Annotated in this window: 15 protein-coding genes; 10 read left to right on the top strand and 5 right to left on the bottom strand. The window is 71.0% G+C overall.

Annotation, left to right across the window (positions count from 1 at the left end; genetic code table 11):
* The first annotated feature begins 32 nt into the window (after window positions 1-32).
* The 6 genes from mtlA to ptsP are packed head-to-tail and all read left to right on the top strand — an operon-like array spanning window position 33 to window position 4,881.
* Window positions 33-1,154 (top strand): mannitol-specific PTS transporter subunit IIC, encoded by a 1,122-nt coding sequence (mtlA, locus tag Adu01nite_RS46240; protein ID WP_203735783.1) that lies wholly within the window; start codon window positions 33-35, stop codon window positions 1,152-1,154.
* A 5-nt stretch (window positions 1,155-1,159) separates the two neighbouring features.
* Window positions 1,160-1,468, top strand: a complete 309-nt coding sequence (locus Adu01nite_RS46235) for a PTS sugar transporter subunit IIBC family protein (RefSeq protein ID WP_203735782.1) — start codon at window positions 1,160-1,162, stop codon at window positions 1,466-1,468.
* On the top strand, window positions 1,461-1,910 hold the full coding sequence (locus tag Adu01nite_RS46230; RefSeq protein ID WP_203735781.1) for a PTS mannitol transporter subunit IIA: 450 nt from the start codon (window positions 1,461-1,463) through the stop codon (window positions 1,908-1,910). Before Adu01nite_RS46235 ends, Adu01nite_RS46230 begins: the two co-directional genes overlap by 8 nt.
* On the top strand, window positions 1,907-2,947 hold the full coding sequence (locus Adu01nite_RS46225; RefSeq protein WP_203735780.1) for a zinc-dependent dehydrogenase: 1,041 nt from the start codon (window positions 1,907-1,909) through the stop codon (window positions 2,945-2,947). The genes Adu01nite_RS46230 and Adu01nite_RS46225 overlap by 4 nt, the downstream gene beginning before the upstream one ends.
* Window positions 2,948-2,957: 10 nt before the next feature.
* A complete protein-coding gene (locus Adu01nite_RS46220) occupies window positions 2,958-3,242 on the top strand; it encodes an HPr family phosphocarrier protein (RefSeq protein ID WP_203735779.1) in 285 nt (94 codons plus the stop codon).
* On the top strand, window positions 3,235-4,881 hold the full coding sequence (ptsP, locus tag Adu01nite_RS46215; protein WP_203735778.1) for a phosphoenolpyruvate--protein phosphotransferase: 1,647 nt from the start codon (window positions 3,235-3,237) through the stop codon (window positions 4,879-4,881). The genes Adu01nite_RS46220 and ptsP overlap by 8 nt, the downstream gene beginning before the upstream one ends.
* An 84-nt stretch (window positions 4,882-4,965) precedes the next feature.
* Here ptsP and Adu01nite_RS46210 read toward each other — a convergent pair whose 3' ends face one another.
* The 3 genes from Adu01nite_RS46210 to Adu01nite_RS46200 are packed head-to-tail and all read right to left on the bottom strand — an operon-like array spanning window position 4,966 to window position 7,006.
* A complete protein-coding gene (locus Adu01nite_RS46210) occupies window positions 4,966-5,652 on the bottom strand; it encodes a response regulator (RefSeq protein WP_203735777.1) in 687 nt (228 codons plus the stop codon).
* A complete protein-coding gene (locus tag Adu01nite_RS46205) occupies window positions 5,649-6,812 on the bottom strand; it encodes a sensor histidine kinase (RefSeq protein WP_203735776.1) in 1,164 nt (387 codons plus the stop codon). Before Adu01nite_RS46205 ends, Adu01nite_RS46210 begins: the two co-directional genes overlap by 4 nt.
* Window positions 6,752-7,006 carry a hypothetical protein gene (locus Adu01nite_RS46200; RefSeq protein WP_203735775.1) on the bottom strand — a complete coding sequence of 85 codons (255 nt, stop codon included), beginning with the start codon at window positions 7,004-7,006 and terminating at the stop codon, window positions 6,752-6,754. The genes Adu01nite_RS46205 and Adu01nite_RS46200 overlap by 61 nt, the downstream gene beginning before the upstream one ends.
* Between Adu01nite_RS46200 and Adu01nite_RS46195 the strand changes: the two genes are divergently transcribed.
* Genes Adu01nite_RS46195 through Adu01nite_RS46185 form a run of 3 tightly spaced genes read left to right on the top strand, consistent with a single transcriptional unit; the run spans window position 6,887 to window position 9,901 of the window.
* Window positions 6,887-7,660, top strand: a complete 774-nt coding sequence (locus Adu01nite_RS46195) for a polyphosphate polymerase domain-containing protein (RefSeq protein ID WP_203735794.1) — start codon at window positions 6,887-6,889, stop codon at window positions 7,658-7,660. The genes Adu01nite_RS46200 and Adu01nite_RS46195 overlap by 120 nt on opposite strands.
* 4 nt (window positions 7,661-7,664) lie before the next feature.
* Window positions 7,665-8,342: a DUF4956 domain-containing protein gene (locus tag Adu01nite_RS46190; protein WP_203735774.1), complete on the top strand. Its 678-nt coding sequence runs from the start codon at window positions 7,665-7,667 to the stop codon at window positions 8,340-8,342.
* A complete protein-coding gene (locus Adu01nite_RS46185; RefSeq protein ID WP_203735773.1) occupies window positions 8,342-9,901 on the top strand; it encodes a CotH kinase family protein in 1,560 nt (519 codons plus the stop codon). The genes Adu01nite_RS46190 and Adu01nite_RS46185 overlap by 1 nt, the downstream gene beginning before the upstream one ends.
* A gap of 321 nt (window positions 9,902-10,222) precedes the next feature.
* Here Adu01nite_RS46185 and Adu01nite_RS46180 read toward each other — a convergent pair whose 3' ends face one another.
* On the bottom strand, window positions 10,223-11,650 hold the full coding sequence (locus Adu01nite_RS46180; protein ID WP_203735772.1) for an MFS transporter: 1,428 nt from the start codon (window positions 11,648-11,650) through the stop codon (window positions 10,223-10,225).
* A 59-nt stretch (window positions 11,651-11,709) separates the two neighbouring features.
* Between Adu01nite_RS46180 and Adu01nite_RS46175 the strand changes: the two genes are divergently transcribed.
* Window positions 11,710-13,662, top strand: a complete 1,953-nt coding sequence (locus Adu01nite_RS46175) for a hybrid sensor histidine kinase/response regulator (protein ID WP_203735771.1) — start codon at window positions 11,710-11,712, stop codon at window positions 13,660-13,662.
* Here Adu01nite_RS46175 and Adu01nite_RS46170 read toward each other — a convergent pair.
* Entirely contained in the window at window positions 13,651-15,117 is a 1,467-nt protein-coding gene (locus Adu01nite_RS46170) for a PucR family transcriptional regulator (protein ID WP_203735770.1), read from the bottom strand. The two genes, Adu01nite_RS46175 and Adu01nite_RS46170, sit on opposite strands and share 12 nt — an antisense overlap.
* Window positions 15,118-15,220 lie beyond the last annotated feature (103 nt).

Below are 15,220 nucleotides of genomic sequence, written 5' to 3'. Positions count from 1 at the left end.
CGGCGAAACACACCCAAAAACGGAGTCCTCTCATGTCGTCTCCATACACCCCCTCGGTCACCGGAACCGGGCTTCGAGCCCGCGTGCAGAAGGTCGGCGGCTACCTCGCCGGCATGGTCATGCCGAACATCGGCGCGATCCTCGCCTGGGGCCTGATCACGGCCCTGTTCATCCCGGTCGGCTGGCTGCCCAACAAGGGCCTGGCCGAACTCGTCGACCCGACGATCAAATACCTGCTGCCGGTCCTCATCGGATACACCGGCGGCCGGATGGTCCACGGCCAGCGCGGCGCGGTCGTCGGCGCGGTCGCCACCATGGGTGTCGTGGTCGGCGCCGACGTGCCGATGTTCCTCGGCGCCATGATCATCGCACCGCTCACCGCGTACGCGCTGAAGCTCTTCGACAACCTGATCGACGGCAAGATCAAGCCCGGCTTCGAGATGCTCGTCGACAACTTCTCGGCCGGCATCATCGGTGGCGCCTTCGCGATCCTCGGCAAGGTGGGCATCGGCCCGGTGGTCGACGCGCTCACGAAGGGCGCCGGTCACGCCGTCGACTACCTGGTCAGCCACCACCTGCTGCCGTTCGCCTCGGTGCTGGTCGAGCCGGCCAAGGTGCTGTTCCTCAACAACGCCATCAACCACGGCGTGTTCTCCCCGCTCGGCGTCCAGCAGGTCACCGAGCACGGGAAGTCGATCCTGTTCATGATCGAGTCGAACCCCGGCCCCGGCCTGGGCCTGCTGCTGGCCTTCATGTTCTTCGGCCCGCGCTCGCTGCGCCCGACCACCCCCGCCGCGATCATCATTCATTTCCTCGGCGGTATCCACGAGATCTACTTCCCGTACGTGCTGATGAAGCCCCGCCTGATCCTCGCGATGATCCTGGGCGGCATGTCCGGCGTGGCCACCTTCATGGTCACCGGTTCCGGCACGGTCGCCAGCCCGGCGCCGGGCAGCATCTTCGCCTACTTCGCGGTGACCGCCAAGGGCGGCTACCTCGGGATGATCCTCGGCGTCCTGATCGCCGCCGCGGTCACCTTCGCCGCCGCCTCGGCCCTGCTCGGCTTCGGAAAGCTCAAGTCCGACCAGGAACCCGAAGAAGAGTCCATCGAAGAGGCCGCCGAGCCGGCCGCTCCCGCCACCGAGAAAGCGTGACGACCATGGCCACCATCAACGGCAAGGACATCCGTAAGCTCGTCGTCGCCTGCGACGCGGGCATGGGCAGCAGCGTGATGCTCGCCAGCACCCTGAAGAAGCAGCTCGGCAAGACCGGTGTCACGGTCGAGCACACCCCGGTCAGCGCGATCCCGGCCGACGCCGACGTCGTCATGTGCCACAGCGGCCTGGCCGACCGGGCCCGGGCCGGCGCACCGGACAAGCTGATCGTGCCGTTCCAGATCTTCCTCGGCGACCCGGCCGTGACCCGCGTCGTCAAGGCGATCCAGCAGGGAACCGACCTCCATGTCTGAGCACGCGCTGCTCGACCGGTCGGCGATCCGCCTCACCGAGACGGCCGCCGACCGGGACGAGGCGGTCCGCCGCTGCGGCGAGACCCTCGTCGAGATCGGTGCCGTGGAACCGGGCTACATCGACGCGATGCTCGCCCGGGAGCGGTCGATCTCCACGTACGTCGGCGAGGGTGTCGCCATCCCGCACGGCACCCTCGCCGGCAAGGAACTCGTGAAGCGCGACGCCCTCGTGGTGCTGCGCTTCCCCGAGGGCGTCGACTGGGGCGGCGAACCGGTGCGCGTCTGCATCGGCATCGCCGCCCGCGGTGACGGCCACGTCGAGCTGCTCGCCGCGCTCGCCGAGATCCTGCTCGACGAAGACCAGGCCCGCGCGCTGCGCGAGGCCACCGACATCGACGAAGTACTCCGGCTCATCGGGCCGGTCAAGGAGGATGCATCATGAAGGTCGTACGATTCCACGCCCCCGGCGACGTCCGGATCGAGGACGCGCCGGAACCGGTCGCCGGCCCCGGCGAGGTCAAGATCCGGGTGCGCAACTGCTCCACCTGCGGCACCGACGTCAAGATTTACAAGTTCGGGCACCACCACATCAAGCCGCCCCGGGTCATGGGCCACGAGATCGCCGGCGAGGTCGTCGCGATCGGCGACGGCGTCGAGGGCTGGGCCGCCGGCGACCGCGTCCAGGTCATCGCGGCCATCCCCTGCGGAAAGTGCGCCGAGTGCACCCGCGGCCGGATGACCATCTGCCCGAACCAGGTGTCGATGGGCTACCACTTCGAGGGCGGCTTCGCCGAGTTCATGATCGTGCCGGCCGAGGTGCTCGCGGTCGACGGCCTCAACCGGATCCCCGAGGGCGTCACGTTCGCCGAGGCGTCCGTCGCCGAACCGCTGGCCTGCGCCCTCAACGCGCAGAACCTGGCCCGCGTCGGCGAGGGCGACGACGTGGTGGTCGTCGGCTCCGGCCCGATCGGCTGCCTGCACGTGCGCCTGGCCCGCTCCCGCGGCGCCGCCCGGGTCTTCCTCGTCGAGCTCAGCCGCAAGCGCCTCGACATGGCCGCCGACCTGGTCAAGCCGGACGCCGCGATCTGCGCCGAGGAGGTCGACCCGGTCGAGGAGATCCGCAAGCTCACCGATGGCCGCGGCGCCGACGTCATCATCACCGCCGCCGCCTCCGGCAAGGCGCAGGAACAGGCGATCCAGATGGCCGCCCGGCAGGGCCGGATCAGCTTCTTCGGCGGGCTGCCCAAGGACAACCCGACGATCACCTGCGACTCCAACCTGGTGCACTACCGCGAGCTGACCATCGTCGGCGCGAACGGGTCCAGCCCCGCGCACAACGCCGAGGCGTTGCAGCTGGTCGCCACCGGGGCCGTGCCGGTCGCCGACCTCATCACCGAGCGGCTGCCGCTGGACGGCGCCCTCGACGCCTTCGGGATCGTCTCCCGCGGCGAAGCCATCAAGGTCACCATCGAACCGTGAGGAGGTAGCCATGCCCACGCGAACCGTGGCCGTCGGCTCCGCCAGTGGATTGCACGCCCGCCCCGCCCGGCTGTTCGTGGAAGCCGCCGCGGCGGCCCCGGTGAAGGTGACGATCCGGGTCGGCGAGAAGAAGCCGGTGCCGGCCAGGAGCATGCTGTCGGTGCTGGCCCTCGGCGCCCGCTGCGGCACCGAGGTCACCCTCGAAGCCGACGGTGACGGGGCCGACGAGGCCCTCGCCGGCCTGGCCGAACTGCTCGCCCGCGACCTGGACGCCGAGGAGCCGGGCGATGTCTGAGATCCGCACCGGCATCGGGGCCCTCGCCGGCATCGGGGTCAGTGGCGGCGTGGCGTCCGGTCCGCTGCTGCGGGCCGGCACCGTGCCCGCCCTGCCCTCGCCGGCCCCGGTCAAGGACGTCCTGGCCGAGGTCGAACGGGCGCTCGCCGCGCTGGCCGAGGTCGTCGCCGACCTCGGCCGGCGGGCCGACCGGGCGACCAATGCCACCGTCGCCGACGTGCTGCGGGCGCAGGCCATGATGGCCGGCGACGAGGAACTGCACGAGAGCGTGCGGGAAGCCGTCCTCGACGGCGGGCACGACGCCTGCCACGCCATCGACGGCGCGTTCGCCTCGTTCCGGGCCGCCTTCGAGGAGGCCGGCGGCTACCTCGCCGAACGGGTCGCCGACCTCGACGACCTGCGCGACCGGGCGCTCGCGACGGTCCTCGGCCGGCCGATGCCCGGCATCCCGGCGCCCGGACACCCGTACGTCCTGGCCGCCCGCGACCTGGCCCCCGCCGACACCGCCGAACTCGACCCGGAACAGGTCGTCGCACTCGTCACCGAGATCGGCGGCCCGACCAGCCACACCGCGATCCTGGCCCGCGCGCTCGGCCTGCCCGCCGTGGTGGCCTGTCCCGGCGTCCTCGACATCGCCGACGGCACCCAGGTGCTCGTCGACGGCGATACCGGCCGCGTGGCGACCGGCGTCGCCGCCGTCCCCAGGACGCCCGCCCGCGCCGCGACGCCGGCCGGTCCCACCGGTCCCGGCCGCACCGCGGACGGCCATCCGGTGAAGCTGCTCGCCAACATCGGCTCGGCGGCCAACGTCGCCGGCGCCGACGAGGCGGGTGCGGAAGGCGTCGGTCTTTTCCGTACGGAGTTGCTCTTCCTCGACCGGTCCACCGAACCCGGCCCGGACGAGCAGGCCGCCGCGTACCGGGCGGTGTTCACGGCGATGGCCGGGCGCACCGTGGTGATCCGCACCCTGGACGCGGGCGCCGACAAGCCGCTGCCGTTCCTGCGGCAGGAGGGCGAACCCAACCCCGCCCTCGGCGTCCGCGGCCTGCGCATCGCCCGGCAACGACCGGACGTGCTCACCACCCAGCTGGCGGCGATCGCCCGGGCACGGGCGGACACCGGCGCCGACGTCTGGGTGATGGCCCCGATGGTGTCCACAGTGGCCGAGGCCGCCGCGTTCGCGGACGCCGCGCACGAGGCCGGCCTGCCCCGGGCCGGCGTGATGATCGAGGTGCCGGCCGCCGCCCTGCGCGCCGCCGCCCTGCTGCGGGTGGTCGACTTCCTGAGCATCGGCACCAACGACCTGAGCCAGTACACGTTCGCGGCCGACCGGATGTGCGGCACCCTGGCCGACCTTCTCGACCCGTGGCAGCCCGCGCTGCTCGACCTGATCGGGGCTTGCGGCGCGGCCGGCCGCGAGGCGGGCAAACCGGTCGGCATCTGCGGCGAGGCCGCGGCCGACCCGACCCTGGCCCCGATCCTGGTCGGCCTCGGCGTGACAAGCCTGTCCATGTCGGCACGGGCGCTGCCGGCGGTCCGCGCCGCAGTCGCCGGCCGAAGCTTCGACGAGTGCCGCAAGCTGGCCCAGCTGGCCTTGACCGCCGAGGACCCGGCGCAAGCCCGCAAACTGACCACCTGATCCAGGCTCCGGCGGGCGGGACGCCACCCCGTCGGAGCCGCCCGACCCCTGGGGTTGGGGACCAGCCGCACCCCCGGCGCGGGATCAATCCGGCAGCTTCTCGCCCGGCCGGACGATGCCGTGCTGGTAGGCCAGCACGACCAGCTGGGCCCGGTCGCGGACGCCCAGCTTGGTCATCGCCCGGTTGACGTGGGTCTTGGCGGTCAGCGGGGAGAGGTGCAGCCGCTCGGCGATCTCCTCGTTGGAGAGGCCGTGCGCCACCAGGACGAGGATCTCGCGCTCGCGGTCGGTGAGCGCGGCCAGCCGGCTGAGGTCCGGCTCGGGCAGCGGTTCGAGCTCGGGCCGGCTCAGGAACCGGGAGATCAGCGACCGGGTGGCGGCCGCCGAGAGCAGCGACTCGCCCGCGGCGACCGTGCGCACGGCGTGGACCAGGTCCTCCGGCTCCACGTTCTTGCCGAGGAAGCCGCTCGCCCCGGCCCGCAGGGCGCGGACCACGTTGTCGTCGTTCTCGAACGTGGTGAGCACAAGGATGCGTACGCCGTCGAGGTCCTCGTCGGCGACGATCCGCCGGGTGGCCTCCAGGCCGTCGATCTCCGGCATCCGGATGTCCATCAGGACGACGTCGGCCCGCGTGCTGCGGGCGAGGTGCACCGCCTCGGCACCGTTGCAGGCCTCACCCACCACATCGATGCCGGGTTTGCCGTCGAGGATGAGTTTGTAGCCGGCACGGATCAACGCCTGGTCGTCGGCGAGCAGGACCCGGATCGTCATCGCTGGTCTTTCGTGATCGGGGCGGGCAGGACCGCGCGCACCCGGAAGGTGCCGTCGGGGCGGCGTTCGGTCTTGAGCGTGCCGCCGGTCGCGGTGGCGCGTTCCCGCATGCCGACCAGACCGTATCCGCCGGCCGATCCGTGCGTGCCGGCGGTGTTGGTCACCTCCAGTACGACGTGCCCCGCGGTGTATCTGATGGTGACCGACGCGGTGCCGGCGCCGTGCTTCTGGGCGTTGGTGAGCGATTCCTGCAGGATCCGGTAGGCGGCCAGGTCGACCAGGGCCGGCAACTCGCGGATGGTGCCGAGCTGTTGATGCTCGACGTGCAGGCCGGCCGCCCCGGAGGTGCCGAGCAACTCGGCGAAGCGGGCGAGACCGCGGACCGGCTCGGTGCCGGAGTCGAGGTCGTCGGCCTGGCGCAGCACGCCGACGACCGAGCCGAGCTCGCGCAGCACGGTGTCGGAGGCCCGGCGAATGTGCTCGAGCGCGGAGTCGGCCGCCTCGGGCTGGTGGGACAGCACATGCCGGGCCGCGCCCGCCTGCACGTTGATCATCGCGATGTGGTGGCTGACGACGTCGTGAAGTTCGCGGGCGATCCGGATACGTTCCTCGACGACCCGGCGGCGGGCCTCGCCGTCCCGGGTCTGTTCGGCCCGGCGGGCACGTTCCTCGACCTCGGCGACGTACGCCTGGCGGAGCCGGCTCGCGTCGCCGATCGCGGTGGCCAGGCCGATCCAGGCCAGTACGCCGAGGTTCTGCGGCGCCCACCAGCTGCTGTCCGATGTGTACACCGCGGCGACGTAGAGGGGCAGCGCGACGGCCGTGGCGGTCGCCCACATGCGCAGGCGGTCGAGGCCGGTCGCCACCGTGTAGACGACCACCACCATGGCGATCATCAGCGCCGGCTGTTGCGCATCGGTCCGCAGGGTGGTCGCGACGGTGGCCACCGCGATGATCGCCAGGGTGGGGACCGGCCAGAGCCGGCGACAGCCGACCGCGGCCCAGGCGAGGATGCCGACCCAGACGCCGCCGTGGCTCGGCCCGCCCTCGAAATGCCGGTCGTCGGCCGCGGCCAGGACGGCGCCGAGTGCTGCGTCGATCAGCAGCGGATGCCGCATGGCGCTTCGGCGGATCCGCGCGACCACCGTGGTGAACGGCACCGCCGGAACCCGTCACCGACGTTCCGGCCGAGCCGGCGGCCGAACACCGCAGTGACGACCATGCCGGTCATGCGCTGCGGGCGCCGACCGCGCTGCACGCGTTCAACCGGTACGAGATCAAGTACCTGCTGCCGAGTACGCAGATCCCCGAGCTGCGCGCCGAGCTGATCCGCCGCCTCGACGTCGACAGCCACGGCGCCGACGGCGGGTACGGGGTGTGGAGCACCTACTACGACACCCGCGATCTGCGCTTCTACTGGGAGAAGATCGAGGGTCTCAAGTTCCGGCGCAAGCTGCGGCTGCGGCATTACGGCGATCGGTTCAGCGTCGGCGACGACAGCACCGTGCACGTCGAGATCAAGCAGCGGGTCAACCGGGTCACCCAGAAACGCCGGGTCGCGCTGCCGTACCACCTCGCTCGCGACCTGTGCGACAAAAGGGTCATGCCGGACCACGAGCCGGGTCAGCGCGCCTTCCTCGAAGAGGTGCTCGAGTTGGTGTCGCTGCTCGACCTGCGGCCGGTCGCGATGACCGGTTACCAGCGGGAGGCGTACGTCGGAAGCGGCGCCGACGAAGGCATCCGGGTCACCGTGGACAGCCGGATCCGCGGCCGGGACCGCGACTTCCACTTCGCCGCCGAGACGGAGAACCGGCTGGTCGTGCCGGCCGAGTTCGCGGTGGTCGAGTTCAAGGCCGACGAGCGGGTGCCGTACTGGCTGACCGATCTCGCCGCCCGGATGAGCATGTCGATCGTCCGGGTCTCCAAGTACTGCCAGAGCGTGGAGGCCTACGGCCATGCTCCGCGCTCGATCTTCCACATCCCCGACACCGAGTTCAGTGAGGCCTGAGGCAATGCCCTTCGACATTCAAGACCTGTCCGGCACGTTCAGCGTCGGTGACATCGCGATCGCGATGCTGCTGTCGTTCGTGCTCAGCGCCGGGATCGCATGGGTCTACCGGTTCACCCACCGCAACGTGTCCTACAGCCAGTCCTACGTGCAGACCCTGGTCATCCTCGGCATGCTCATCTCGCTGATCATGCTGGTCGTCGGCTCCAACATCGCCCGTGCATTCGCCCTGGTCGGCGCGCTGTCGGTGGTGCGGTTCCGGAACGCCATCAAGGAGACCCGCGACGTCGGCTTCATCTTCCTGGTGATGGGGGTCGGGATGGCCACCGGCACCCGCTTCTACACCCTGGCGATCGTCGCGGCCGTGGTGATCAGCCTGGTCATCGTGGTGATGTTCCGGTTCAACTGGTTCGCCTCGAACGTGCAGCGGCAGGTGGTCAAGGTCCAGGTGCCGCCGGACGGCAACTACACCGACAACATCCAGGACGTGCTGATCGCGCACACCAGCGAGTTCGAGCTGATCAGCATGGAGTCGATCCGCGGCGGCGCGCTGACCGAGTTGATGTACACCGTGCGGCTGAAGAAGGGCCACGAGCCGGGTCAGCTCATCTCGGCCCTCGGTGAGCGGACCGGCGGGCAGCGGGTCACGGTGCTGACCGGGTACGACCAGACGGACCTGTGATGGCGCTGAAGCACCGGATCCCGGTGCGGATCCGGCACTACTGGAAGCTGCTGGCCACCTGCGCCGCGGTCGGCGTGGCGCTGACCGTGGTGTTCACCACCGTGCGGGTCGCACCGCTGGTCACCAGCTCGGGCGCCAGATCGGCCGACGAGGTCACCCAGAACATCGAGGGTTCGGCCGACCTGTTCGACGCGAACCAGGCGCACAGCATCAAGCTGACCTTCCGCGACGCCGACTACCAGCGACTGCTCGACTCCTACTTCAAGGACGGCGAGAAGGACTGGCTCGAGGCCGACCTGACCGTCGACGGCGTCACGATCCCGAGCGTCGGCATCCGGCTCAAGGGCAATTCCACGCTCGGCCAACTGACCCGCGACGGTCAGGCCCGGGAGGGCGCCCGCGGCGGCGGTCAGCGGCCGCAGGGTGGCCAGATGCCGCAGGGTGGCCAGCAGATGCCCGGCGCTGGGGGACCCGGCGGTGGGTTCGGAGGGTTCGGCGGCGCCGGTGGCAGTGGCCTGAAGGCCGAGGAGCCGGAGAACCTGCCCTGGCTGATCCGCTTCGACGAGTTCGTCGAGGGCCGTCGCTACGAGGGCCACCGTGAGGTCACGATGCGGGTGTCCGGCATGGGCGGCGGCAAGACGGTCATGAATGAGGCGGTCTCCCTCAACGTTCTCGCCGCCGCCGGCGAGACCGCGCAGAAGTACGCCTACACAAGCTTCACCGTCAACGACCGGCCGACGGTGGCCCGGCTCGTGGTCGAGCACCCCGACGAGAACTTCGCCGACGAGATCGGCAGTTCCGGCGTGCTCTACAAGAGCCTGGCCTCGAGCTCGTTCACCGACCAGGGCGACGACCAGACCGACTACGCCGACGATTTCAAGCAGATCAACATGGTCGGCAGCCAGGATCTGGAACCGGTCATCAAGCTGATCCGCTGGGTGAACAACAGCAGCGACGCGGAGTTCGACAGGGGCCTCGCCGAGCACATCGACGTGGAGTCGTTCGCGCGCTACGCGGCCGAGCAGAACCTGCTGCTCAACTTCGACGACATGGCCGGCCCGGGCAAGAACTATTACCTGTACTACGACCTCACCACCAAGAGGTTCAAGGTCGTCGGCTGGGACTACAACCTCACCCTGACCGGCGATGCCGAGCAGGACCCGACGCAGACGGTCACCATGGGCGGCGGCCGGGGCTTCGGCGGCGCCCAGGGCGGCGGCCTCCCGGAGGGCTTTGAACCGCCCGCGGGGATGCAGCCGCCGGGTGGGAACAACGCCGGTGGTGGCCGGATGGGCGGCTTCGGCGGCAACAAGCTCAAGGAGCGCTTCCTGGCCAGTGCCGCGTTCAAGAAGGTCTATCAGGAGGCCTACCAGGACGAATATCAGAAGATCTACGCGAGCGGCGCCGCCACCACAGCGCTCGACGCGGCGCTCACCGTGCTTTCGACCGTGGACGGCTACGACAAGGCGGCGGGCACCACCGAGGCGGACACGCTGCGCACCCTGATCGATCAGCGGACGAGATATCTGGCCGGCACCGCCACCGTCAAGGGCTCATGACCGACCGCCGCGAGGAGCGTCCTGATATTGGCAGTAGTGCTGTTATGACCTTGTAGCTACTCTGAGTGCATGCTCCCTCGCAAAATGCGGGTGCTTCGTCGCGGAGCGTGAGTTGCCATGGTGCCTCAATGGTTGATCGAGCTGATCGGGGAGTCGCGGTCGACCGCCCTTCCCGTCGTAGTGGTGTACGTCAGCTACCGGTTGACCTGCCGGGTGCTGGCGCCGCTGACCATCGCCTCGCTGGTGGTGCTGGTCGGCGGCAAGGAGCGCTCGGACCGGGCCCTGAAACTGGTCGAGCTGCTTGAATCGCAGAAGGAACAATCACGCCGCGGGTTCGGTGGCCGGGGCCTCGTTGATCGCGCGGTCGGCGGAGTGCGGGATGAACGCGGCCATCGCGAGGATCAGGACGGCGATGATGAGCACGCCGATGAAGATGCGGTGCACGGCCGTGGTCAGGGCGTCGGGTGAGACCGCGCCGGATCCGACGGTCGCGTTGGCGATCGCGCCGAAGACCGCGACGCCGACCGAGCTGCCGACCGAGCGCAGGAAGATGTTGCTGCCGGTGACCACGCCGCGCTCCGCCCAGTCCACGCTGGACTGCGCGGCGATCAACGTGGGCGATGCGGTGAGGCCCATGCCGAGGCCGATCACCAGGCAGATGGCGGCGACCTGCCAGACCGGGGAGTGCCGGCCCAGCACCAGCAGCAGGGTGCAGCCGATCAGGACCAGCGTGGTGCCGATCAGGGCGCACGCGCGGAAACCCAGCCGGAGGTAGACGCGGCCGGCCTGGCTTCCGGTGATCGGCCAGCCCAGGGTCAGGGTGGCCAGGGCGAAACCGGCGATCAGCGGGCCGGTGCCGAGCGCGTCCTGCACGTAGGTCGGGACGTACGAGCTCAGGCCGGTCAGGATGGCGCCGATGCCGACCGAGATCAGGCCGCTGGTCACCAGGAGCCGTCGCCGGAAGATCCACAGCGGCAGCACCGGGGCCGGGGCTCGCCGTTCGACCACGACGAAGGCGGCCAGCGCGGCGAACCCGGCGGCCAGGATCAGGAAGCCGGCGGGGGAGGTCCATGCCCACGCCTGGCCGCCCTCCAGGGCGCCCAGGATGACCAGGGTCAGGCCGACCGCGAGGAGCCCGGCGCCGCGGTAGTCGATCACCGGGTGGCCGCGTTCGACGCGCTCGTGGAAGCGGCGGAAGAACACGACCGCGGCCAGCAGGCAGAGCGGGATGTTGACGAAGAAGATCCAGCGCCAGGAGACGTACTCGCTGAAGACGCCGCCCAGGGTCGGGCCGACCACCGAGGCGACGCCCCAGACGCTCGCCACGTACCCCTGGACCTTGGCCCGTTCCCGCACCGAGTAGAGGTCGCCGACGATGGTGATGGTGGTCGGCAGGATCGCGCCGGCGCCCAGGCCCTGCACGATCCGGAACGCGATCAGCAGGCCCATCGTCCAGGCGACCCCGCACATGATCGAGCCGAGCAGGAACAGCCCGATGCCCCACAGGATGACCGGTTTCCGCCCGAACAGGTCGTTCAGCTTGCCGTAGATCGGGACCGACACCGCCTGCGCCAGGAGGTAGATCGAGAAGAGCCAGGGGAACTCGGTGAAGCCGCCGATATCCTTGACGATCGACGGCACCGCGGTGGCGATGATGGTGGCGTCGATGGCGACCAGACCGGTCGTGAGCATCACGGCGGCGAGGACAGGCCCGCGCTCGGACCGCAGCCCGACATTGTTTCCCGGCACTCCGATCAAGCTACCCGGAAACCCTCCCCGGGGTGATTTGTCAGTTTTAGGCTGCGACGGTGGCGTTAGTCGTCGTAGTCGAGGACAACCTCGACCATCAACGCGTCATCGCCGAGGTCGTCCGCCGACTCGGTCATGACGTCGTGGTGGCCGACGACGGCGTGGCCGGCCTCGAAGCGGTCGGCAAGTACCGGCCGGACCTGCTGGTCGCCGACGTCGACATGCCACGCATGAACGGGATCGAGCTCTGCGCGGCGATCCGCGAGAACCCCGAACTGGCGGCCACCCCGATCGTGCTGATCACCGCATACCTGCATCCGGGGGACCCGCGGCTGAGCGAGACCGGCGCGCTCGGGGTGATCGGCAAGCCGTTCGGGGTGCCGGAGCTGAGCGCCGCGCTGCGCGAGCACCTCAACCGGCTGACCACACCGAATCCCGACCGGGCCATGCTCGACGCGGTGCTGGAGTGCGTCGACACCGGGCTGATCGCGTTCGACGCCGACGGCCGGCAGCTGCTGGTCAACCGGGCGCTGACCGACGTGCTCGGCAGCGACGACCCGGGTGTGCCGATCGAGGACGTGGCCCGCCGGCACCGGACCCGCTACGGGGACGGCACCGAGGTTCCGGATGACCAGACGCCGATCGCGCGGGCCCTGCGCGGTGAGGACGTCAACCACGTCGAGCTGATGGCGTACGACCCGTACGATCGCCCGCACTGGTTCCTGGTCAACGCCCGCCCGGTCCGTGGTGCGGACGGCACAGTGGTGGCCGCGGTGTCGGCCGCGCACGACACCACCGCCCGGCACCGCACCCGGCAGTACGAGGAGTGCAAGAACCGGGTACTCAAGGTACTGACCAGCGACCCGGACGCGCCGGACGCCGGCGACCGCATCCTGGCGGCGATCGGCGGCAGCCTGGGTTGGCCGTACCTCCGGCTGTGGCTGGCCGACGAGGGTGCCGACGTGATGCGCCTGGCCGCGATGTACAACGAACCGGGCGAGCCGGCGCTGCCGATGCCCGGCGGCATCAACCGCGGCCAGGGGCTGGCCGGCCGCTGCTGGCAGACCGGCGAACTCATCTGGGTGCCGGACCTGAACGTGCCGGGCGCTCCGGTGCTGCCCGAGGTGGCCCAGATGGCCGCGGGCGGCGCCTACCGGTCCGGCGGCGCGGTGCCGGTGCGCAGCGGCGACCGGGCGATCGGCGCGATGTCGTTCTTCTCCCGCACCCGGCAGGAGGCCGACCCGTCGCTCGGCATGATGCTCACCGGCATCGCCGCGGTGATCGGCGCGTTCCTGGAGCACCGGCGGGCCGAGGTGCTCGCCCTGCACCTGGCCGCGGCGACCGACGAGTACATGGCGCTGGCCGGGCACGAGCTGCGCACCCCGCTCACCTCGATCGGCTCGTACATCGACCTGATCGCCGAGTCGGCGGACGACACGCCGTTCGGGGAGCTGCGCGACCTCTTCGAGGTGGTGCATCGCAACAACACCCGGCTGCGCGAGCTGGTGGACCGCCTGCTGGACGTGGCCGGGCTGGAGTCCGGGCACCTCCAGCTCACCATCGAGCCGGTGAACCTGGCCGAGGTGGTGACCGACGCGACCGTGGCCCTCGCCGAGGCCGCCGCCGGCCGCGGGATCGCGATCGCGGTGGAGCGGCTGGACGAGGTGACCGTGCCGGGCGACCGGAACCGGCTGCGGCAGGTGGCGGCCGCGCTGCTCGGCAACGCGATCAAGTTCAGCCCGCCCGGCTCGGCGGTCGGGCTCACCCTGATCGACCAGGGCCATCAGGCCGTGCTCACGGTCCGCGACACCGGCGTCGGCATCCCGCCGAACGAGCAGGCGAGGCTGTTCCGCCGCCTCTACCGCGGCGGCAACGCCCGGCACACCGGCATCCCCGGCTCGGGGCTGGGCCTGGCGCTGTGCCGGGTGGTGGTCGAGCGGCACCACGGCACGATCTCGCTGGCCTCGCACGAGTCGTCCGGCACGACCGTGACCGTGCGCCTACCGATGTAGATCCGACGCCGACAGGGCCAGCCACAGCTGCACCCGGTCGGCGGTGCGGGTCAGCGACCGGCCGGTCAGCCGTTCGATCTGCTCCAGGCGGTAGCGGACCGTGTTGCGGTGCACGATCAGCCGCTCGGCGACCGTCACCACCGAGCCGTCCGCGTCCAGGTAGGCGCGCAGCGTCGCGACCAGGGCGCCGGCGTGCGCCGCGTCGAAGTCGTGCAGCGGGCGCAGCATCTCGGTGGCCAGGTCGCGCAGCGGCACGTCCTCACTCGCCACGATCAGCCCGGACAGGCTCATCTGCTCGCGCTCGTTGATGCCCGGCCCGCGGTTCATCGCCTCGTGCGCCTCGTAGTAGCTCCACCGCAGCCCGGCCGTCCCCGCATACCACCCGCCGATGCCGACCCGCACGTCCGAACCGTGCCGGCTCAGGTAGTCCTGCAGCAGCAGCGCCGCCTCCCGCGCCGACTGGCCGGGGTCGAGCACGGCGATCAGGCAGTCCTCCAGCACGGCCGTGGTCGCGCCGCTCATGGCCGGGCTCGCGACCAGGCGTTTGCGCAGGTCACCGGGCCCGCCGGCGGTGGCCACCAGCAGCGCGTGCTCGTCCTGGGCGCGGATGCCGAACGGGGACAGCCGCCGCTCGGCCTCGGCGCCGCCGATGGTGCCGCGGACGAGATCCTCGAGGACCTGGCCGGCCAGGCGGCGCTTGCCGGCCAGCTCCGCCTGGCGGCGGGCAAGTTCCAGACCGACCAGGCTGACCGCGTACGGCAGGACGTCCGCCGACCGCCGGGGCCGACGGCAGCAGAGGTACGCGACCACGGTGTCCTCGACCGTCACCGGCACCGCCATCGGGGTGTCGCCGGGGGCGCCCGCCTTGGCCGCGAACAGGATCTGTTCCACCGGCCAGGCCGCGCTGGCCGGGGCGGTGGCCAGCACCCGGCCGTAGACGTCGACGACCATGCAGGGTGCGCCGAGGATGTGGTGGAGCGAGCCGATCAGCGCGCCCAGGCCACGGCCGGAGAGCAGCGCGCGGGCCAGCGTGTCGTGCTCGTCGAGCAGGTCGGCGAAGCGGCCGTACTGCTCCTCGAGGACCCGGTCGGCGACGAACCGGTCGACCGCGATGAACGGCGTCGAGTAGGGGATCTCCAGCACCGGCAGCCGGCGGTCGCGGGCCTCGGCGAGGGTCGCGGCCGGGATCCGGTCGTGGGTGAGCCCGACGCCGAAGCCGAGCCCGACCGCCCGCCGATCGGCGACCCGGGTCACGAACTGCCGCTGCTGCACTTCGTCGAGCTGGCTGAGCCCGGTGGTCAGCACCAGCTCGCCGCCGGAGAGGAACGGGCGCGGGTCGGCCAGCTCGGTGACCGCGCACCAGCGGACCGGCTGGTTGAGCGCGGCCGGGTCGCCGTCGGCCAGGCGCAGGCTCAGATCGGGGTCGGCGAGGACGTCGCCGAGGCGCAGGGTCACCGCGAGACTGTACGACTGCACAATGCCCGCGCGTAAGTACTGTTCCGGCGTCCATTTACGGTCGTGACCGTATCCCCATACGGTGTCCTGCAACACATCGGCC

The organism is Paractinoplanes durhamensis, from assembly GCF_016862175.1.
Classification (GTDB): domain Bacteria; phylum Actinomycetota; class Actinomycetes; order Mycobacteriales; family Micromonosporaceae; genus Actinoplanes; species Actinoplanes durhamensis.
Note: the sequence above shows the minus strand (reverse complement) of the source record. Positions and strands in the feature narration are given on the sequence as shown.